Origin of the sequence: Neisseria sp. CCUG12390 (assembly GCF_047837985.1) — a bacterium.
Taxonomy (GTDB): domain Bacteria; phylum Pseudomonadota; class Gammaproteobacteria; order Burkholderiales; family Neisseriaceae; genus Neisseria.
In genome coordinates, this window is record NZ_CP181244.1 from 2,178,652 (window position 1) to 2,197,788 (window position 19,137).

A 19,137-nucleotide genomic window follows, 5' to 3' on the forward strand; every position below is an offset into this window, starting at 1 on the left:
TTCGGAACATTTGAAGCATAAACATTTTCAGACGGCATGGCCTTTAAAATGCTGTCTGAAAAATACAGGAAAATCATTATGTTGAAAAAAGTATTAATCGCCAACCGCGGCGAAATCGCCCTGCGCGTGCTGCGTGCCTGCCGCGAAATGGGCATCGCCACCGTCGCCGTGCATTCCGAAGCCGACAAAGACAGCCTGCACGTCAAGCTGGCCGACGAATCCGTGTGCATCGGCCCTGCCAATTCCGCACAAAGCTACCTGAACATTCCCGCGCTGATTGCCGCCGCCGAAGTGACCGGTGCCGACGGTATCCACCCGGGCTACGGCTTTTTGGCCGAAAACGCCAACTTTGCCGAGCAGGTCGAGCAATCCGGCTTCGTGTTCATCGGCCCCAAAGCCGACACCATCCGACTGATGGGCGACAAAGTTTCCGCCAAACACGCCATGATTGAAGCCGGCGTGCCTTGTGTACCAGGTTCGGACGGCGCACTGCCCGATAATGACGAAGAAATCCTGAAAATCGCCGATAAAGTCGGCTTCCCCGTGATTATCAAAGCATCGGGCGGCGGCGGCGGACGCGGTATGCGCGTGGTCGAGAAAAAAGAAGACCTGATTCGTTCCGTCGAAATGACCAAAACCGAAGCCGGTGCCGCATTCGGCAACCCGATGGTGTACATGGAGCGTTACCTTCAAAAGCCGCGTCACGTCGAAATCCAAGTTTTGGCCGACGAACACGGCAACGCGATTTACTTGGCCGAGCGCGACTGCTCTTTGCAACGCCGCCACCAAAAAGTCATCGAAGAAGCCCCTGCTCCGGGCATCACGCCGGAAGAACGCGCCAAAATCGGCCAGGCCTGCGCCGACGCGTGCAAACGCATCGGCTACCGCGGTGCGGGTACGTTCGAATTCCTGTATGAAGACGGCGAATTCTTCTTCATCGAAATGAATACCCGCGTACAGGTCGAACACCCCGTTACCGAACTGATTACCGGCGTGGACATCGTGCAGGAGCAAATCCGCATCGCCAGCGGCCTGCCTTTGCAATACACTCAAGACGACATCCGAATCGAAGGCCATGCCTTTGAATGCCGTATCAACGCGGAAGACCCGTACAACTTCATTCCAAGCCCCGGTTTGATTGAAAGCTGCCACTTGCCCGGCGGTCTGGGCATCCGCGTCGACAGCCACATCTATCAGGGCTACCGCATTCCGCCGAATTACGACAGCTTAATCGGCAAAATCTGCGTCGTCGGCAAAAACCGCGAACAGGCGATGGCGAAAATGCGCGTGGCGTTGGCAGAGTTGGCCGTTACCGGCATCAAAACCAACACGCCGCTGCACCGCGATCTGTTTCAAGACCCGGGCTTCGCCGAAGGCGGCGTAAGCATCCACTATCTGGAAAAATGGCTGGAACAGCGCAAAGCCGCATTGGCCGATAAATAACCGGCTCACAGCATCAGGCCGTCTGAACAAGGTAAAAGAAATCTCCGGTTTCGTTTTCCGTTCAGACGGCCTTTTTCAAGCCGTGCGCATCCGTTACAATAAACGCATTCCATTCAATGCCGTCTGAAAATAGTGAACGAAAATAAGAAACCTGTACCGTTGGCTGCGGCCTGCCGTACTATGTGTACTGTCCGCGCCTTGCTGCCTTGTATCTTTCTCATTTGATTTCACTATATTTTTCAGACGGCCTATCCGACAGAAAGCCCACCATGCCATACCAACAAATTACCCTTGCCGTAAAAGATACCGTTGCCGAGCCTTTGGCCGATGCGTTGATGGAACACGGCGCACTCTCCGCCGCCATCGAAGACGCCTACGCCGGTACGGAAAACGAACAGGCCATTTTCGGCGAACCCGGTATGCCGACCGAACAAATCTGGCAGCAAAGCAAAGTCATCGCCCTCTTCGGCGAACACGACGATGCCGCCGCCGTGATTCAGGCTGCCGCACAAGAATGCGGTTTGGCCGCCCCGGCCTACACCACCGAAATCCTGGAAGACCAAGACTGGGTACGCCTGACCCAAGCCCAATTCGACCCGATTCAGATTTCCGACCGCCTGTGGATTACCCCGTCATGGCACGACGCACCCGACGGAAACGCCGTCAACCTCCAACTCGACCCCGGCTTGGCCTTCGGCACGGGCAGCCACCCGACCACACGCCTGTGCCTGCAGTGGCTGGACAAAGAACTCAAAGGCGGCGAAAGCGTGCTGGATTACGGCTGCGGCTCGGGCATTTTGGCGATTGCCGCACTCAAACTGGGTGCAGGTTCGGCGGTGGGCGTGGACATCGACAGCCAAGCCATCCGCGCCAGCAAAGACAATGCCGAGCAAAACAATGTCCAAGCGCAATTCTACCTGCCAGACGCGCTTCCCGAAGGCCAATTCGACGTCGTCGTCGCCAACATTCTCGCCAATCCCTTGCGTATGCTCGGCGAAATGCTGGCCGGACGCACCAAACAGGGCGGACGCATTGTGCTGTCGGGATTATTGGACGAACAAGTTGATGAATTAAGCGGAATCTACAGCCAATGGTTCGACATCGAACCTGTCGAGATTGACGAAGGATGGGCACGCTTAAGCGGCGTGAAACGCTGATTCCCCGTTTGATTCCGTTGATAGCACATATACAAAGGCCGTCTGAAAACACACGCAGTAAGTTTTCAGACGGCCTTTGCCGCTGGTAGGATGGCGCGTTTACGTCCGCTAAAAACGGAATATCGACGACCACATCCAACCAAAAATAACGCGGGCAGCGATTACCCGCCCTACCGGTTCCGTGTCCGTCATTCGCTGCGCAAGTCCGCTATGCTTAAGGCCGTCTGAAAAAAGTTTGCCCAACTTTTTCAGACGGCCTGAGACCTTTGCAAAACCCCGGATTTGAGTACAGTTCGAAGTTATAGCAGCACAGAAAGCGCAGACATATCATTTAGATAGGCAAGCTTTCGAGCAGCGCATAACGAAGAAATGTGCCAAAGATGGGGATTTTTCAAAGGTCTCGGCCTTTATTTGAATGTAATCAGGAATGGCTGTTCAGCGGCCAGCTTTGGTTGCCGAGGCGGGTGCTGCCGAACACCACGTCGAATTCACTGGTTTCCAATTGCGCGCGGATGGCGGCAACGGTTTCGTCATCCAACACAGGTTCGTCATATTGGGCGATAAACTCGTTAAAATCGCCCGTATCCAATACGTTATCGGGCATCATGGTTTGGAAACGGCAGTTTTTGGGAAACACCACCACCGAGTAAAACACTTTTTGCGAAAGCGACAGCTGCTCGGCCAATACCTCGATATAACGCTGGTTTTGAACCAAAGGGTTCATAAATTGGGCTTGGCTTTTGTGAAATTCCTGCGTCCACATTCCTTTGCCGTCGTCCCCCCAAATCCGCCCCTGCTGGTTCGGCGTGCTGACCACAAAAATCCCGAAGCGCGACACATACACGCAGTCGATTTGTTCGTGTCTGCCACCCAAGCGGACATCCAACTTGGGAAAAGCGTGATAAACGCCGGCATCCAACTCGCATTTTGCCCGTACGTTCACGGCAAAGCGTGCGGCAAAATTTTTCAACCAGCGTGTTTGGGCGAGAAAAGCCGCCGCTGCGACGGGAATCATCCACCAAAGATAGGCGAAAAGGCCGTCTGAAAAGTCAAAAGAAGAATTCATGATATTTTCCACGTAATGTTATTTTATTGGTTTGCGCAACTTTATTCATGTTGCATTTTCTGATTATTATAACCCAAATGACATTATTTACAATAGAAAATACCGTTTATCTGTTATTTTCACCCTTAATCGATTATTTATGCAGTTAACGCTCTGTCCAAGCCGAACTCAAAGCCCAATCCGTCGGGCTGTAATATTTCGGCAAAACGGGCGGAATGCCGAGATTGTCGCGGTAAACCACGCGGTAACGGTCGCTGAACCAATTGGGCACGATAATGTATTGATGACGCAACACACGGTCAAGCGCGCGTGCCGACACGGTCAATTCTTCGCGGTTATTGAAATGTTCGAAGCGTTTCAGCAGCGTTTCCACCGCCGGATGGCACACGCCCGCCCAGTTGCGGCTGCCCTCGGTTTTCGCCGCTTCGCAGCCGAAATAGTTGAACTGCTCGTTGCCCGGGCTTTCGCTGTTGGCGTACACCACGATGGTCATGTCATAATCAAACGCATTCATGCGTTTTTGGAACACGGCAGGGTCGGCGATGCGGATGGTCATGCCCACGCCGATTTTGGCCAAATCGCGCTGCCATTTGGCATTCACGCGCTCGTAGGTTTTACTCGGGCTTAAAAACTCAAACATCAGCGGCCTGCCCTGCTTGTCCGCCAGTTTTCCGTTTTGATAGCGGTATCCTGCCTGAAGCAGCAAGGCACGCGCTTTGAGCAGATTCGGGCGCACGCCGGTTTGCAGATTTGCCGTCGGCGGCTGCGGCACGTTTTGCGTGAACACAGCCGCCGGCAATTGCGCTTTCACCGTGTTCAGCAAGGCAAGCTCCGCGCCCGACGGCTTGCCCGTCGCCGCCATCGTGCTGTTGGTGAAAAAACTGTTGCTGCGCCGATACGCGCCGTAAAACAGTTTGGCATTGGCATTTTCAAAATCAAAACTCTCCACCATCGCCTGACGCACCAGAATATTGTCGAACGGTTTGCGGCGCAGGTTCATCACAAAACCCTGCATTCCGGCGGTGCTGCCCTGCGTCCACTCGTGCTTGCTCAAGCCGCGCTTTTTCAGCATGTCGTCGGGGTAAGCACGCGCCCAGTTGCGGGCGATGTTCTCCTGCACGAAATCATACCGTCCGCCCTTGATGCCCTCGATGCGCACGCTGTCGTCCTTGAAATAGCGGAAACGCACGGTGTCGAAGTTGTAGCGGCCTTTTCTCACGGGCAAATCCTGCGCCCAGTAATTTTTATCGCGGCGGTATTCGCTCAGGCGGCCGCCGTCGGCTTTGGCAAAGCGGTAAGGCCCGGAACCGACGGGCGGTTTATTGGCCGCAGCCGCCAAGCCTTGCGGGTAGCTTTTGTGGGAAAACACCGGCAGTTCGCCCAAAATCATGTGCAGCTCGGCGTTTTTCTTTTTGAAGCGGAACACCACCGTGCGCGCTTCGGGCGTTTCCACTTTCGCCACGTCGCTCCAATAGAATTTATACATCGGCGCGGCGGCTTTGTCCTGCGTCAAAGTGTTGAACGAAGCGGCCACGTCTTTGGCCAACACCGGATCGCCGTTGTGGAAACGCGCTTTCGGGTTGAGCCTGAACGTAACCGACAGGCCGTCTGAAGCCAGACTCACGTCTTGCGCCAGCAAACCGTACACCGCAAACGGCTCGTCAAGGCTTTTCTCCATCAGCGTGTCCAGCGTCAAGGCCGCCACGCCCGCTTCATGGTCGCCCTTGAGCGTAAACGGATTGAGCGTGTCGAATCCGCCCTGCACGGGGAGCGTGAACGTGCCGCCCTTCGGGGCATTCGGGTTCGCATAATCAAAGGCTTTGAAATGCGGCGGATATTTAGGCGGCTGCCCCAGGCTCAGGGCGTGGGCGGCAAAGGCCGCAGGCGCGGCCAGCATGAGCAGAACAAAAGCGGTGGTTTTCATAAGCGGCACGACGGATAAAACGGGGAAACCATTATAGCAAAGGCCGTCTGAAAACTTTGCTTTTCAGACGGCCTCACGGCTTGCGGATATTTTTTCAGACGGCCTCACCGTGTTTATCCGTATGCACGCGGAACTCGGCCAGCGTCATGTTCATCGTTTCGACGCAGGGCTGCATGATGCGGTCAACCGCAAGGTTGACTTTGTCTTTTTTCATGTACGAAGGGCTATAGACGAAGATTTTAAACAGCTCGCCCAAATCGATTTTGTCCGCGCTGGTTTTCAGCACCCAGCCCTGTTTGCCCGAATACACATAGCCGTGACGCGCCAGTTTTTCCAAAAGTTCGCCCAACTCGTCGTAGCCCATATTGATGTGGCCGCGCAACTCCTGCACCAACATGGCTCTGCCCTGCTGCTGCGCCGCTTCAAGCAGCAACAGGATTTTCAGCACATCGTCAAAACGGCCGGCCGAATCGAAATTGCGGCGGAACGCATTATCCTGCCAATACGACAGCGAAGAAGTCAACACCGCACCGGCCAACACCGTCGACCAGAGCAGGTTCAGCCACACCAGGAAAAACGGAATCGCCGCAAACGTACCGTAAATCGATTTATAGCCGTCGAAATTGGTCATGTACAAAGCAAAAATATAGCGGGCAACCTGCAAAGCAAACGCCGTAACCAATGCACCGATTAAAGCATGTTTCGCGGGAACGAAGCGGTGCGGCACAAAGCGGTATAAAGCCCACAGCAAAGCCGTGCTGAACGAAACCGACATTAAAAAGCGCACCGCTTCGGCCAAATAAGGCGAAATATGTTCCAAGCCCAAACCGTTGAGCGCACCGAGCATCAGCGACAAGCCGATACCCAGCGACAGCGGGCCGAACGTCAGCAAAGCCCAATACACCAGCAGCTGCTGCACAATCGGCCGCTGCGTATGCACGTTCCAAATGCGGTTGAACGCACTGTCGATGGTCTGCACCAGCATCAGCGAGGTCACAATCAGCATCACGCTGCCGATGGCGGTCAGTTTGCTGGCTTTGTCTTTGAATTGGTTGAGGTATTCGAACACCACGTCCGCTCCTTGCGGCACAATCATGCGGTTGACGAACTCCACGAACGAAGCGGACCAGTCGTCGAATACCGGAAAGGCCGACACCACCACCAGCATGACCGTCAACACCGGCACCAAAGCCAGCAGCGTGGTAAACGTCAGGCTGGAAGCCACCTGCGGCACGCGCTCGTTGTTGAACCGCTTGAACACAAACATCAAAAATCCGGCGGTTTTATTTTCCGACAAGCCTTGCCACCATGTTAAAAACGGCATACTCTTTTCCTTAATGTATTGTATGATTGCCATATTTTCAGACGGCCTTATCCCGAGGCCGTCTGAAAATCAGTCTGATTAAAGCCATTGTAACGGAAAATCACGTCATGAACCCGAATCCCCTGAAAATACTGGTTTTGTTTTACAGCCAAAACGGCAGCACGCTCAACCTCGCGCGCCAAATCGCCCGCGGCATCGAAAGCGTCGCCGGCTGCGAAGCCGTGTTGCGTACCGTGCCGAAAGTCTCCGCCGTCTGCGAAGCGGTCGAACCCGGCATCCCCGACAGCGGCGCACCCTACGCCACCGCCGATGATTTGAAAAACTGCGCAGGTTTGGCCTTGGGCAGCCCGACCCGTTTCGGCAACATGGCCGCCGCGATGAAATACTTCATCGACGGCACGATTCCGCAATGGCTGGGCGCGGAATTGTCCGGCAAACCGGCCACCGTGTTCACCAGCTCGAGCTCCCTGCACGGCGGCCAGGAGTCCACCCTGCTCACCATGATGCTGCCGCTGCTGCACCACGGCATGGTCGTCAGCGGCATCCCGTTCAGCGAAACCGCCCTGAGCCACACCCAAACCGGCGGCACGCCCTACGGCGCATCGCACGTCGCCGGACACGACGGCCGCGCGGCATTGAGTGCCGACGAAAACGAACTGGCTTTCGCGCAGGGCAAACGTTTGGCCGAACTGGCATTGAAATTGGCTTAAATCAGTTGACCGCCCGCTCAACAATCTTCATGCTTCCACCATCCGTCCCCTCTCCCTAAGCAAGGAAGAGGGCTAAGGAGAGGGTTTGAGTCACAACCGCCTTCCCTCTACAACACAACATCAAGGCCATCTGAAAATCCGTTTTCAGTTTTCAGACGGCCTGACAACATCAAACAAAATAGAAAGGAAAATCATGACCTTATCAAGCAAACCCGTCATCGAAACCGCACTGGCGCACCGCTCCATCCGCAAGTTTACCGACGAACCCATCAGCAGCGAACAGCTCACCGCCATCTTAAACGCCGGACGCGCCGGTTCGACTTCCAACTTTTTCCAATCCACCCACATCATCCGCGTAACCGATCCCGAAGTGCGCCGCCAAATCCGCGACATCGGCCGCGCCTTGAGCAGCATCGACACCTGCGCCGAGTTGCTGGTTTTCTGTTTCGATTTCGCCAAACACCAATCCTTCGCCCCCGAATCGCAACTGGATTGGACGGAAATGGTGTTAATCGGCGCCGTCGATTGCGGCATCATCGCGCAAAACGTCATGCTCGCCGCCGAATCCCTGGGCTTGGGCGGCGTGTATCTGGGCTACATCCGCAACGACATCAACCGCACCGCCGAAATTTTGCAGCTCCCGAAACACGTCGTCCCCATGTTCGGCATGGCACTCGGCCACCCCGCGCAAGACCCCATGCTGCGCCCGCGTCTGCCGCTGGAAGCCATGGTTTCAGAAAACCGTTATCAGCCGGTTGACGACAAGGTGCTGGCCGACTACCGCACCCTGACGCGTGCATATTACAAAGAGCGCAGCAATATGGATACCGACTGGGTCGAACAGATGACCGAATCGCTCAAAGGCGAAATCCGCCCCGAAATCCTGCCGTTTCTGCACAAACAGGGTTTTGCGGAAAAATAATGTCCGATGATCGGAAAGGCCGTCTAAAACGTTTCAGACGGCCTTTCCAACTGCTTCAGCCATAACAATTCTTTACAATATTTTTAAAGCAATCCGGCCGAAGCCCGTGGATTTGGTGTTAAACTCAATCAAAACAAGCGGTCTGGAATCGTGATAAACGGAAAAAGAATGACTATCTTTTTAATTTTCCGACCGCTCCGACCATTTCATCAGACACAAACACCATCATGGAAAACCAGCGTCTCTCAACCCTTCTGAAACTCATCGCCCACCCCGAACGGATGGCCATCCTGTTCCTGCTGCTGGAGGGTGAATACAACGTCAGCGAATTATGCGCCGCCACCGGCCAGCATGCCACTACCGTTTCCAACCATTTGGCCAAACTGCGCAGCGAAGGCCTGGTCGAATTTACCCGCTACCACCGCGTACTCGAATACCGCCTGATTTCCGACGAAGCCGCCGTCATCCTGCACACGCTCAAAAGCCTGAAGCAGGCCGGACAGCAGGCCGCCTGAGTTTAAACCCGGCCGGAATCAATGCTAAAATAGCGCGGTTTACCAACTGGCCGCGCTGTTTTTTTGCTCAAATTTTCAGACGGCCGCACACACGGAATCCCCATGAAAATCACCACTTGGAACGTCAATTCCCTCAACGTGCGCCTGCCGCAGGTGCAAAACTGGCTGGCCGACTGTCAGCCCGACGTACTGTGTCTGCAGGAACTCAAGCTCGACCAAGACAAATTTCCTGCCGCCGCGCTGCAAATGATGGGCTGGCAAACCGCATGGAGCGGCCAGAAAACCTACAACGGCGTCGCCATCATCAGCCGCCGTCCGATTGAAGACGTCCACACCGGCCTGCCCGCCCTGCCCGACGACCCGCAACGCCGCGTCATCGCCGCCACCGTGGGCGGCGTGCGCGTCATCAACGTGTACTGCGTCAACGGCGAAGCACTCGACAGCCCGAAATTCCAATATAAAAAAGAATGGTTTGCCGCGCTCACCGAATTTGTGCGCAGCGAACTCGCCCGCCATGACAAACTCGTTCTGCTCGGCGATTTCAACATCGCCCCCGCCGACGCCGACTGCTACGACCCCGAAAAATGGCGCGAACAAATCCATTGTTCATCCGTCGAACGCGAATGGTTCAAAAACCTGCTCGATTTGGGCTTGACCGACAGCCTGCGCCAAATCCATCCCGAAGGCGCGTTTTACACATGGTTCGACTACCGCGGCGCGATGTTCCAGCGCGGCTTAGGGTTACGCATCGACCACCTGCTGATTTCCCCGGCCTTGTCTGCGGCGTTGCAAGACGTGCAGGTCGATTTGGACGCACGCGGACAGGAACGTCCGAGCGACCATGCACCGGTGACGGCAACGTTTGATTTGTAACCGAGCCGCTCAAAATCAGGCCGTCTGAAAAAATATTTCAGACGGCCTGAGACTTTGCAAAACTCAACTTAAACCAAAAAATCTATTTCCATCATTCCCGCGCAGGCGGGAATCCAGAATTTTAACCTGCTGTCATTTCTGAATATTTCCGAAACCGATAAGTCTGGATTCCCGCCTGCGCGGGAATGACGGATTAGAAATTTTTGAATATTTTCGGGTTTTGCAAAGGTCTCGGCCTTTGTGTACCGAAAATCAACGGAATCAAAAGAATCGGCAGGATACTCGCTGCCCGGATACCGCGGCGTTATCTTGTTTTCGATGGTTTCGGTGGGCATAAATGCACCGCCCTACAAGGTCAAAAGCCGTCTGAATCCGTACGCTGCCCACATGATTAGTCCGCACTATGGCCTTATCCGCTAATGGCCTTGTTAACGTTCTCAGTAAAAACCCATGTATTTTCCGCCACGATAAAGGCCGTCTGAAAAAAACTTTTCAGACGGCCTTTATGTATATTCCACAAGCACAAAAGTTCAATCCGCAAACACGCTGAGAATTTTGAGAACCCGTAAATTTTCAAAGGCTGAGACCTTTGCAAAATCCCCATCTTTGGCACATTTCTTCGTTATGCGCTGCTCGAAAGCTTGCCTATCTAAATGATATGTCTACGCTTTCTGTGCTGCTATAACTTCGAACTGTACTCAAATCCGGGGTTTTGCAAAGGTCTCAGGCTTCGATGCTTTTAATCGGTTTCCACCGTTTCCCCGTCGTCAAACACCAGCGTTTTCTCCGGCCAGCGCAAAGCCGCCAGACGGAATTGCTGCGGCGGATATTTTTCGGGAAACTTGCGCGCGCGCCAGCTTGCGCCGATGGAAAAGTCCACGCAGAACACGTTCTTTTTCGCGCCGTGCCACGCGTTCGGTTCGCGCGGAAACAGATTGCGCTCGGCGGCAACGGCTTGTTCAGACGGCCTCCACGCGCGCCAATAATGGCCGATGACGACGGGCACGTCTTCCCGATAATCGTCCCACCACGGGCAACGTCCCGTGCCGCGCCAACGTCCGCCGGCATAAAACCGCTCCGACACCGGTTTTTCCACGCCGCTGGTCAAGGCGCGCAGCGGATGCGCTTTGCTGCGTGCAAAATCATATTGCGCGGTCGCAGGCATGGGCGGCGGCAGGCGGTCGGGATTTTCCGCCGCTTCGGCATAAAGCTGCTGCTCACGGCGGTAACCGCCGTACCAAGCGGCCGTCTGAAGCTGCTGCGCCAATTCCCGGTCAAAACGGCGGTATTGCGTCACCAAATCTTCGCCGCGCGCAGACGCTTCGTCCAGCTTGGGGAACATTTCCGGCAGCCATGCTGCATGGACGACGCGGATGTCGGCGCGTTCGCAAATCACCGGCTGCCGCGCCAGCCATTCGCCGAACTCGGCTTTTTCCTGTTCATCGGCCCGCCGCCAGGGTGCATAGTTCGCGCCGTCTTTTTCCGCGCGCGAATCGAAAAACCAACCCGAACCGTCTTTGCGGTCGTCAACCAAAATATTCAATTCGTGGTTGCCGAGCGCGACATAGGCCAAGCCCCGCTCCTGCGCACGTTTTACCCACTTCAGCACCGCCGGACTGTCCGGCCCGCGGTCGCACAAATCGCCGACGAACACCAGCCTGCGCCCTTCGGGGTGAACGCCGTCCGAATCATAGCCCAGATGGCGCAACAGCTTTTCCAGCGCGGCAAATTCGCCGTGTACATCGCCGACGATGTCCAGCGGCGTATCGGGTAGGGTTTGGCGGTATCGGTAGCTCATGATTGATGTTCTCAAGATAAAAATCGGGATTTTAACGGGGTTTATGTTGAAAAAAGATGAAAGGCCGTCTGAAAACGCAAATCATGTTTCAGACGGCCTTGTCCATACAGGGCTTGCCAACGCAGGATAAAACACGCCGGCTTTCTTTTCAGACGGCCTCAACCGTGAAACCGCCCGCCTTTGACCTGCAAACCGTTGCGGTTGATTTGGTTGGCCAAGCCGTGATTGCGCAGGGCGTGGGTGAGCGCGACGGCCAAACCGTCGGCGGCGTCGGCCTGCGGCGTACCCGACAAACCGAGCATCCGCACCACCATGTGCTGCACCTGCTCTTTGGCCGCCTTGCCCTGCCCGACCACGGCCTGCTTGACCTGCAGAGCGGTGTATTCGTAAACGGGCAGACCGCGCATCACCGCCGTGGCAATCGCCGCGCCGCGCGCCTGACCGAGCATGAGCGTGGCCGCGGGATTGACGTTGACGAAGACCTGTTCGACGGCGGTTTGGGTGGGGCGGTACACGTCGATGATTTCGTTGATGTGTTCGCAAATCACGCCGATGCGCCCGGCCAATTCGTCGCCCGGAATGGTTTTGATGCAGCCGGAGGCGACGTAGCCGTATTCGCGGCCGTACACGTCGATGACGCCGAAGCCGGTGATGCGGCTGCCGGGGTCGATGCCTAAAATGCGGATGGGTTTTGTGTTCATGCGTTCATTATATCGGGCAAAAGGCCGTCTGAAAAATTTCAGACGGCCCCGTATAGTGAAATCAAATAAGCGGCAAGCCGAAGCCAACGATGTCGATTTCTTGTCAGTTCACTATGAAACCTTCAAAGCAGTCGGTGCTGCAAAGCCGGCAGGCGCGTGCGCACACTGTTCAGACGGCCTGCATCCAAATCGGCGCACACCACACCTTCGCCTTCGGGCAACACGGCCAGCACCTCGCCCCACGGGTCGATAATCATGCTGTGGCCGAACGTGCGCCTTCCGCTTTCGTGTCTGCCGCCCTGTGCCGAAGCGACGACGTAGCATTGATTCTCCACCGCCCGCGTGCGCAACAATAATTCCCAATGCGCCTGCCCCGTGGTGTAGGTGAACGCGGCCGGCAGCAGCAGCACGTCAAACGGCGATTGGGCGCGGAAAAATTCAGGAAAGCGCAAGTCGTAGCACACGCCCGCCGCCACGTTTACGCCGCCGACCGTCCACTTCGGCACTTCGCTGCCCGCCGCGATGGTGTCCGCTTCGGCATAGCGTTCGCCCAAACCGGAAAAGCCGAACAGGTGCATTTTGTGGTAATGCGCCAAGGGCTTGCCGTCGCGGCCGTAAGCGGGCATGGTGTTTAAAACCTTGCCCTCGGTTTCCGATTGCAAGGGAATCGTGCCGCCGAACAAAACCACTTTGTTTTCGCGCGCCGCTTCGCTCAAGGCCGTCTGAAGCCTGCCTTCGCCCAGGGTTTCGGCAAAGGCGAGTTTGTCGGTATCCTGCCGCCCCATCACCGGCCAGTATTCGGGAAGCAGCACCCAATCCGCGCCCTTATCGGCGGCTTCTTTGACCAAACGGCGCATGGTTCGGATATTGGTGTCGGGGTCGGTGGCGGAAATCATCTGCACGGCGGCAGCGCGGATGGTGTCAATCATGTCGGTTCCTTTTCAGACGGCCTTTACCTGAATCGTGATTTTTTTACAGGCAGGTCGGTTATACTGCTTCATCTTATTTTCTTTTCCCGCGAAAGGCAAATCATGAAAACCACCGCCTTTATTTTAACCGCCCTGCTCCTGAGCGCGCCGGCTTTTGCCGAAGTGAAAATCTACGGCGAACTGAAAAGCGGCGTGGAAAGCTCGCGCACGAAAATCAACGGCCAATCCGTTTCCGGCACCCGAATCGCCGACCAAGGCAGCTTTGTCGGTTTGCGCGGTTCGCACCCGATCGGCGGCAGCGGCAACCAAGTGACTTGGCAATGGGAACAGGACGCGCCGTCCGCTTCCGAGCGGCGCAGCGGCAAAAACAGCGGCTCGCTGCGCGAACAATGGCGCGAACGCAAACAGCGCGGCGAATCGTATGTCGGGTTCGGGCGCGACAAATAACCCGTAAAAAATCATGAAACAAGGCCGTCTGAAAACAGAAGTTTTCAGACGGCCTTGCTGCTGTCGGCTCAACGCGCCAAACCCAATTTGTCCGCCATCTTGTTCCACACCGTTTCCAGCGGAATCGCCCCGAGCAGACGCGTTTTGTCGTCGGTATTGATACTCTCGGGATGCGGCAGTTCGCCGAAATCGCCTGCCCACACCACATCCGCCTGTTCCGAATAAGGCCGCCAGCGGCTGACCCATGTCGGGCCGAACAGGGCGATTTGCGGTTTGTCCAGAGCCGCCGCCATGTGCATGGGCACGGAATCCACGCCGAAAAAGAGTTGCGCACCGTCAATCGCAGCGGCGAGTTCGCGCAGGTTGAGTTTGCCGCCCATATCCCACACCTTCACGCCTGCCGGAACATTCAGACGGCCTAGAATTTCGTCCAGCATGTCGCGCTCCGCCTTATCGGGCGCGGCGGTCAGCACCACGTTGCAGCCGTGGTTGAGCAAAAGCTGAACGACGGCAGCGTTTTTGCCGTCTTCCCAGCATTTGAACAGCCAGCGCGAACCGGGATGCACCAACACATAATCCTCACCGCGCCAGCCTTGTTGCCGCAGTTTGCTTTCCCAGCCGCGCCGCGCTTCGTCGCCGATGGCCAGCAACACTTCCGCGCCGACGCACTCTTCGCGCGCCAGCAGCGGCGGCAGCACCGCCAAATGCCGCTCGATGACGTGGTGGTTCACGTCCAAATCGGGATTGACGAAATCATGACAAAACCGCCATGCTGCATTGTCGCGCTTCCCATACGCCAAAGTCGCGCTGAACCGGGCGCAGAATTTGGCAACCGCGGCGGCACGCCATTGGTCGGAAAGGTTGAACGCCCAATCGTAACGGCGCGCCCTGAGCTGCCTGAACAAATCGGTTTCGTGTTTGATTTGCGCCTTGACGCCCTGCTTTTTCCACGAGCGGTCGACGCTGAAAATATGCGCAATTTCGGGATTGTCGCGGATGATGTCCGCCGTTTCCCCATACACCAGCATATCGACTTCGCACTCGGGGAAACGCCGTCTGAGGGCGGCAACCACCGGCGTCGTGAGCAAAACGTCGCCGTGATGGCGCAATTTGATGATTAGGATGCGTTTGGGATCGGTGATGGACATAAGTTTTCAGACGGCCTGATTTTGATTGAATAATAACCCGCCATTGTAAAGCGGATGGAAATTTTAGGGAATGCCCTTATCTGCAAGACATTCGATTTTAAACGGAGACCCGCCATGACACACACCATTTATCTCGCCGGAGGCTGCTTTTGGGGCGTGGAAGCCTATTTCCGACGCATCCGCGGCGTATCCGAAGCCGTATCGGGCTACGCCAACGGCCGCACCGAAAACCCGTCTTACGAAGACGTCTGCCGCCGCAACACCGGCCACGCGGAAACGGTGAAAGTCGTGTTTGACGATGAAGAAATCAGCCTGACCGATATTCTGCGCCACTATTTCCGCATCATCGATCCGACCACGCTCAACCGCCAAGGCAACGACGTCGGCGAACAATACCGCACCGGCATTTATTACACCCACGATGCCGACGGGCCGGTTATCCGCGCCGCGCTGGCTGCCGAACAAGCCAAACACGCCGCGCCGGTCGTCGTCGAATGCGAACCCTTGCGGCATTTCTACGCCGCCGAAGACTACCATCAGGATTACTTGGGTAAAAATCCCGACGGCTATTGCCACATCGACCTGCGCTTGGCCGCCAAACCCTTAGCCGCCGACACCGCCGCGCCGCGCGTGTTCGCAAGGCCGTCTGAAAACGAAATCCGCGCCAAATTGAGCGACGAAGAATATTACGTCACCCAACAGAGCGGCACGGAACGCCCGTTTTCCCACGCCTACGACCATCTCTTCGAACCGGGCATTTATGTGGACATCGTCAGCGGCGAACCGCTGTTCAGTTCCGTCGACAAATTCGACTCCGGCTGCGGCTGGCCGAGTTTTGCCAAACCGATTGCGCGCGAACACATCACCGCGCGGGAAGATTTGAGCCACAATATGCGCCGCATCGAAGTGCGCAGCAAAGCCGCCGATTCGCATTTGGGACACGTTTTCCCCGACGGCCCGCAGGAACTCGGCGGCCTGCGCTTCTGCATCAACGGCGCAAGCCTGCGTTTCATTCCGTTGGACAAAATGGATGAAGAAGGCTACGGTGAATGGAAATATCTGGTCGAGGCCGTCTGAACATTTTCGGTTAAAGACGGCTGCGTCCGGATACTGCGCACCCTTGCCCCTATTCCGGCCGGTGCTGCCGGTTACCGATGCCGCTATCGGCTGACGCCAGTCCGCCAATCACGGGCATATGGCCGTTTAAAACAGCAAAAAATCCGAACCCCGCGCCTTACGGATTGAATCGAGGCCGTCTGAATATTCAGACGGCCTCGAAATTTTCCCGACGAATGCGGGCATGTTTCAATTAACCGTTATCGTGTTCGGGGTATTGCGCTTGGACAGCCAAAACCTTGCCGCTGCCAGCATCAACAATCACTTCGTGTCTGCGGCCGTCGGCAATGGTATCGACTTCGTAACGGCTGCCGGTGTAGTAATCGTATTCAAAATCCACTTCTTCGGCATAGCCGCCGGTGTGCGCCACCGCCGCCGCAGCCGCCTGCTTGCCCGAAACCGGCGCGAACAAGCCGAACGAAAAAGCGGTAATACCGGCAGCGGCAACCAGAGAAACGGCAGCGCACGCAGCAAGTCCGGTGATGATTTTTTTAGCGTTCATGCAAAATCCTTGTGAAAAATATAAGGGGACTGTTGTGATAACAGGCATTCTAAACACTCAGATTTAGCACAAGATTAGGAACATACCGAATACGAATGTTTTACAAACCGCGGCAAAACCGAAGACAAAGGCCGTCTGAAAAAAGCGGGCGACGCCGTGCGGAAATTTCCCGCCGCCGTCATTAGCTACGCAAGTCCGCTGCGCCCCCTGCGCAGGCGGGAATGACGATTTGAACAACGGTATGAGAACGGATTGGCCGTAGGTACGGTTAGCCGCCGTAAGCGGCGTAACCGTACGTACCGCTGTTGCTTTTCAGACGGCATTTTATTTTCCGTCGCTGTTTCGTACGGTTACGCCGCTTGCGGCGGCTAACCGTACCTACAATTGAGCGGAATATTTGGATGAGAAAAGACGACTGGCGTCAGTTTGTCAATCATCAACACAAACCATCGGCACAGCCACCAAAACCACCCAAACCAAAAAACAAAGGCCGTCTGAAAACGGATAGCAAATTTCGCTAAAACGTTTTCAGACGGCCTTATTTGTCAGCCTTACCGTTTGCGGTAGCGGTTTACCGCATCGGCGAGTATTTCACCGAGTTCCAGCCACATTACAGCAGTCCCGGCTGACCCAGCGCGGGATCAGTTGCGCGGGCGGCTTGTGCATCGGCAACGGTCAGCCCCAGCGCTTTGGCGACGCCTTCGCCGTAAGCAGGGTCGCAGGCGTGGCAGTTGCGGATGTGGCGGTATTTGATGAAGTCTTCTGCATCGCCCATCGCGGCGGCGGTGTTGTCGAACAGGGCCTGTTTCTGCTTGTCGCTCATCAGCTTGAACAGGGCGCGCGGTTGGCTGAAGTAGTCCGCGTCGTCTTCGCGGTAGTTCCAGTAATCCGCGTTGCCGTTGATTTTCAAAGGCGGTTCGGCAAATTCGGGCTGTTCCTGCCATACGCCGAAGCTGTTCGGTTCGTAGTGTTTCAAGCTGCCGTAGTTGCCGTCGACGCGGCCTTGGCCGTCGCGGGCGTTGCTGTGTACGGGGCAGCGCGGCGCGTTGACGGGGATTTGTTTGTGGTTCACGCCCAAACGGTAGCGTTGCGCGTCGGCGTAGTTGAACAGGCGCGCCTGCAGCATTTTGTCGGGCGATACGCCGATGCCGGGCACGAGGTTGCTCGGTGCGAAGGCGGACTGTTCTACATCAGCAAAGAAGTTTTCGGGATTTTTGTTCAGTTCGAACTCGCCCACTTCAATCAGCGGATAATCGGCTTTCGGCCAGACTTTGGTCAGGTCGAACGGATGGTAGGGCACTTTTTCCGCATCGGCTTCGGGCATGATCTGCACGTACATTTTCCATTTCGGGAAATCGCCGCGTTCGATGGCTTCGTACAAATCGCGCTGGTGGCTTTCGCGGTCTTTCGCGATTACGGCCTCCGCCTCGGCATCGGTAAGGTTCTCGATGCCCTGCTGGGTGCGGAAGTGGAATTTCACCCAGAAACGCTCGCCTGCTTTGTTCCAGAAGCTGTAGGTGTGCGAACCGAAGCCGTGCATGTGGCGGTAGGATTTCGGAATGCCGCGGTCGCTCATCACGATGGTAACTTGGTGGAAAGCTTCGGGCAGGAGCGTCCAGAAATCCCAGTTGTTGGTGGCGGAACGCATGTTGGTACGCGGATCGCGTTTCACGGCCTTGTTCAGGTCGGGGAATTTGCGCGGGTCGCGCAGGAAGAACACAGGCGTGTTGTTGCCGACCATGTCCCAGTTGCCTTCTTCGGTGTAGAACTTCAGCGCAAAACCGCGGATGTCGCGCTCGGCATCGGCCGCGCCGCGCTCGCCGGCCACGGTGGTGAAACGGGCGAACATTTCGGTTTTCTTGCCCACTTCGCTGAAAATGGCCGCGCGGGTGTATTTCGTGATGTCGTTGGTCACGGTAAACGTACCGAACGCGCCCGAGCCTTTGGCGTGCATGCGGCGCTCGGGAATCACTTCGCGCACGAAGTCGGCCAGTTTTTCGTTCAGCCACAAATCCTGCGCCAGCAGGGGACCGCGGGGGCCGGCGGTAAGGCTGTTCTGGTTGTCGGCAACGGGCGCGCCGTTGCTCATGGTGAGGTGGGTTACAGGGCATTTGGACATGGTTTGTGTTCCTTTTGGGTCAGAAAAAACGGGATAAAACAACTTGCTTCGGGCAACGGTTGACGATTGCACCCTTTCTTGCCATTGCTTCTTTAAATCCTGATGGATTTGTTGTTTGGTTAAAGCTATGAGCTGGACTATACACTAAGGTTTTGACTATTAAAACTATGGAAGTTATTTTTATTAGCTATTGTTAATTTATTTCTGGTTTTTATTAGTTTAAATTTATAGCCTGAACATGCGCAAAGGCCGTCTGAACAGTGTGGCACAATCCGTTTCAGACGGCCTTAACTTTTACGAAAACTTAAATCAAATAAATCGGATACCTTCATATCCATACTGTATTTCCACCATAAATTCCGCTACCGTATCGGCAAAATCAAGCATTTTCTCAAGGAGCAGCCTGAGCAAACTGGCCGATACGCTTTATTTGGATTCTATCG

Annotated in this window: 17 protein-coding genes and 1 pseudogene; 8 read left to right on the forward strand and 10 right to left on the reverse strand. The window is 55.7% G+C overall.

Features of this window, described 5'->3' with window-relative positions:
- The first annotated feature begins 78 nt into the window (after window positions 1–78).
- Window positions 79–1,443, forward strand: a complete 1,365-nt coding sequence (accC, locus tag ACM67E_RS10010) for an acetyl-CoA carboxylase biotin carboxylase subunit (protein WP_416191301.1) — start codon at window positions 79–81, stop codon at window positions 1,441–1,443.
- Window positions 1,444–1,712: 269 nt separating this feature from the next.
- Window positions 1,713–2,600: a 50S ribosomal protein L11 methyltransferase gene (prmA, locus tag ACM67E_RS10015; protein ID WP_416191302.1), complete on the forward strand. Its 888-nt coding sequence runs from the start codon at window positions 1,713–1,715 to the stop codon at window positions 2,598–2,600.
- Window positions 2,601–3,021: 421 nt separating this feature from the next.
- Here prmA and ACM67E_RS10020 read toward each other — a convergent pair whose 3' ends face one another.
- The 3 genes from ACM67E_RS10020 to ACM67E_RS10030 form a co-directional block, all read right to left on the reverse strand.
- Window positions 3,022–3,666 (reverse strand): nuclease-related domain-containing protein, encoded by a 645-nt coding sequence (locus ACM67E_RS10020; protein ID WP_416191303.1) that lies wholly within the window; start codon window positions 3,664–3,666, stop codon window positions 3,022–3,024.
- Between the two features lie 145 nt (window positions 3,667–3,811).
- On the reverse strand, window positions 3,812–5,590 hold the full coding sequence (locus ACM67E_RS10025; RefSeq protein WP_416191304.1) for an extracellular solute-binding protein: 1,779 nt from the start codon (window positions 5,588–5,590) through the stop codon (window positions 3,812–3,814).
- A 94-nt stretch (window positions 5,591–5,684) separates the two neighbouring features.
- Window positions 5,685–6,914 (reverse strand): YihY family inner membrane protein, encoded by a 1,230-nt coding sequence (locus tag ACM67E_RS10030; protein ID WP_416191305.1) that lies wholly within the window; start codon window positions 6,912–6,914, stop codon window positions 5,685–5,687.
- Between the two features lie 107 nt (window positions 6,915–7,021).
- Here ACM67E_RS10030 and wrbA point away from each other — a divergent pair, with 107 nt between their 5' ends.
- The 4 genes from wrbA to xth all read left to right on the forward strand — a co-directional run bounded on the left by wrbA (window position 7,022) and on the right by xth (window position 9,934).
- Window positions 7,022–7,624 carry an NAD(P)H:quinone oxidoreductase gene (gene wrbA, locus ACM67E_RS10035; RefSeq protein ID WP_416191306.1) on the forward strand — a complete coding sequence of 201 codons (603 nt, stop codon included), beginning with the start codon at window positions 7,022–7,024 and terminating at the stop codon, window positions 7,622–7,624.
- Window positions 7,625–7,817: 193 nt separating this feature from the next.
- Window positions 7,818–8,546: an oxygen-insensitive NADPH nitroreductase gene (nfsA, locus tag ACM67E_RS10040; protein WP_416191307.1), complete on the forward strand. Its 729-nt coding sequence runs from the start codon at window positions 7,818–7,820 to the stop codon at window positions 8,544–8,546.
- 227 nt (window positions 8,547–8,773) lie between these two features.
- The gene (locus ACM67E_RS10045; RefSeq protein ID WP_416191308.1) at window positions 8,774–9,061 is read left to right on the forward strand and encodes an ArsR/SmtB family transcription factor; all 288 of its coding nucleotides are present in this window, start codon (window positions 8,774–8,776) and stop codon (window positions 9,059–9,061) included.
- A 102-nt stretch (window positions 9,062–9,163) separates the two neighbouring features.
- On the forward strand, window positions 9,164–9,934 hold the full coding sequence (gene xth, locus ACM67E_RS10050; protein ID WP_416191309.1) for an exodeoxyribonuclease III: 771 nt from the start codon (window positions 9,164–9,166) through the stop codon (window positions 9,932–9,934).
- A gap of 68 nt (window positions 9,935–10,002) precedes the next feature.
- Here the strand turns inward: xth and ACM67E_RS10055 are convergent, their stop codons facing one another.
- From ACM67E_RS10055 to ACM67E_RS10070, 4 genes are all read right to left on the reverse strand, one after another.
- Window positions 10,003–10,269 carry a hypothetical protein gene (locus ACM67E_RS10055; protein WP_416191310.1) on the reverse strand — a complete coding sequence of 89 codons (267 nt, stop codon included), beginning with the start codon at window positions 10,267–10,269 and terminating at the stop codon, window positions 10,003–10,005.
- Between the two features lie 404 nt (window positions 10,270–10,673).
- Window positions 10,674–11,732 (reverse strand): metallophosphoesterase, encoded by a 1,059-nt coding sequence (locus ACM67E_RS10060; protein ID WP_416191311.1) that lies wholly within the window; start codon window positions 11,730–11,732, stop codon window positions 10,674–10,676.
- 158 nt (window positions 11,733–11,890) lie between these two features.
- Complete coding sequence (gene ruvC / locus ACM67E_RS10065) at window positions 11,891–12,433, reverse strand: crossover junction endodeoxyribonuclease RuvC (RefSeq protein ID WP_416191312.1); 543 nt, start codon at window positions 12,431–12,433, stop codon at window positions 11,891–11,893.
- 122 nt (window positions 12,434–12,555) lie between these two features.
- The gene (locus ACM67E_RS10070; RefSeq protein WP_416191313.1) at window positions 12,556–13,362 is read right to left on the reverse strand and encodes a carbon-nitrogen hydrolase family protein; all 807 of its coding nucleotides are present in this window, start codon (window positions 13,360–13,362) and stop codon (window positions 12,556–12,558) included.
- Window positions 13,363–13,464: 102 nt separating this feature from the next.
- Here ACM67E_RS10070 and ACM67E_RS10075 point away from each other — a divergent pair, with 102 nt between their 5' ends.
- Complete coding sequence (locus tag ACM67E_RS10075; protein WP_416191314.1) at window positions 13,465–13,809, forward strand: porin; 345 nt, start codon at window positions 13,465–13,467, stop codon at window positions 13,807–13,809.
- 68 nt (window positions 13,810–13,877) lie between these two features.
- On the opposite strand, the gene rfaQ is transcribed toward ACM67E_RS10075, so the two are convergent.
- Window positions 13,878–14,957 carry a putative lipopolysaccharide heptosyltransferase III gene (gene rfaQ, locus ACM67E_RS10080; RefSeq protein WP_416191315.1) on the reverse strand — a complete coding sequence of 360 codons (1,080 nt, stop codon included), beginning with the start codon at window positions 14,955–14,957 and terminating at the stop codon, window positions 13,878–13,880.
- Window positions 14,958–15,074: 117 nt separating this feature from the next.
- Between rfaQ and msrAB the strand changes: the two are divergent.
- Window positions 15,075–16,034, forward strand: a pseudogene (gene msrAB, locus ACM67E_RS10085) (bifunctional peptide-methionine (S)-S-oxide reductase MsrA/peptide-methionine (R)-S-oxide reductase MsrB); the annotation flags it as partial.
- Between the two features lie 232 nt (window positions 16,035–16,266).
- Here msrAB and ACM67E_RS10090 read toward each other — a convergent pair.
- Both ACM67E_RS10090 and ACM67E_RS10095 read right to left on the reverse strand, forming a co-directional pair.
- Complete coding sequence (locus ACM67E_RS10090; protein WP_416191316.1) at window positions 16,267–16,575, reverse strand: PepSY domain-containing protein; 309 nt, start codon at window positions 16,573–16,575, stop codon at window positions 16,267–16,269.
- 610 nt (window positions 16,576–17,185) lie between these two features.
- Window positions 17,186–18,694: a catalase gene (locus tag ACM67E_RS10095; RefSeq protein ID WP_416191317.1), complete on the reverse strand. Its 1,509-nt coding sequence runs from the start codon at window positions 18,692–18,694 to the stop codon at window positions 17,186–17,188.
- Between the last annotated feature and the right edge of the window lie 443 nt (window positions 18,695–19,137).

Bases quoted from the DNA above. Each gene is read 5' to 3' on its own strand.
- accC (WP_416191301.1), top strand. From the start codon at position 79: ATGTTGAAAAAAGTATTAATCGCCAACCGCGGCGAAATCGCCCTGCGC.
- prmA (WP_416191302.1), top strand. From the start codon at position 1,713: ATGCCATACCAACAAATTACCCTTGCCGTAAAAGATACCGTTGCCGAG.
- ACM67E_RS10020 (WP_416191303.1), bottom strand. From the start codon at position 3,666: ATGAATTCTTCTTTTGACTTTTCAGACGGCCTTTTCGCCTATCTTTGG.
- ACM67E_RS10025 (WP_416191304.1), bottom strand. From the start codon at position 5,590: ATGAAAACCACCGCTTTTGTTCTGCTCATGCTGGCCGCGCCTGCGGCC.
- ACM67E_RS10030 (WP_416191305.1), bottom strand. From the start codon at position 6,914: ATGCCGTTTTTAACATGGTGGCAAGGCTTGTCGGAAAATAAAACCGCC.
- wrbA (WP_416191306.1), top strand. From the start codon at position 7,022: ATGAACCCGAATCCCCTGAAAATACTGGTTTTGTTTTACAGCCAAAAC.
- nfsA (WP_416191307.1), top strand. From the start codon at position 7,818: ATGACCTTATCAAGCAAACCCGTCATCGAAACCGCACTGGCGCACCGC.
- ACM67E_RS10045 (WP_416191308.1), top strand. From the start codon at position 8,774: ATGGAAAACCAGCGTCTCTCAACCCTTCTGAAACTCATCGCCCACCCC.
- xth (WP_416191309.1), top strand. From the start codon at position 9,164: ATGAAAATCACCACTTGGAACGTCAATTCCCTCAACGTGCGCCTGCCG.
- ACM67E_RS10055 (WP_416191310.1), bottom strand. From the start codon at position 10,269: ATGCCCACCGAAACCATCGAAAACAAGATAACGCCGCGGTATCCGGGC.
- ACM67E_RS10060 (WP_416191311.1), bottom strand. From the start codon at position 11,732: ATGAGCTACCGATACCGCCAAACCCTACCCGATACGCCGCTGGACATC.
- ruvC (WP_416191312.1), bottom strand. From the start codon at position 12,433: ATGAACACAAAACCCATCCGCATTTTAGGCATCGACCCCGGCAGCCGC.
- ACM67E_RS10070 (WP_416191313.1), bottom strand. From the start codon at position 13,362: ATGATTGACACCATCCGCGCTGCCGCCGTGCAGATGATTTCCGCCACC.
- ACM67E_RS10075 (WP_416191314.1), top strand. From the start codon at position 13,465: ATGAAAACCACCGCCTTTATTTTAACCGCCCTGCTCCTGAGCGCGCCG.
- rfaQ (WP_416191315.1), bottom strand. From the start codon at position 14,957: ATGTCCATCACCGATCCCAAACGCATCCTAATCATCAAATTGCGCCAT.
- ACM67E_RS10090 (WP_416191316.1), bottom strand. From the start codon at position 16,575: ATGAACGCTAAAAAAATCATCACCGGACTTGCTGCGTGCGCTGCCGTT.
- ACM67E_RS10095 (WP_416191317.1), bottom strand. From the start codon at position 18,694: ATGTCCAAATGCCCTGTAACCCACCTCACCATGAGCAACGGCGCGCCC.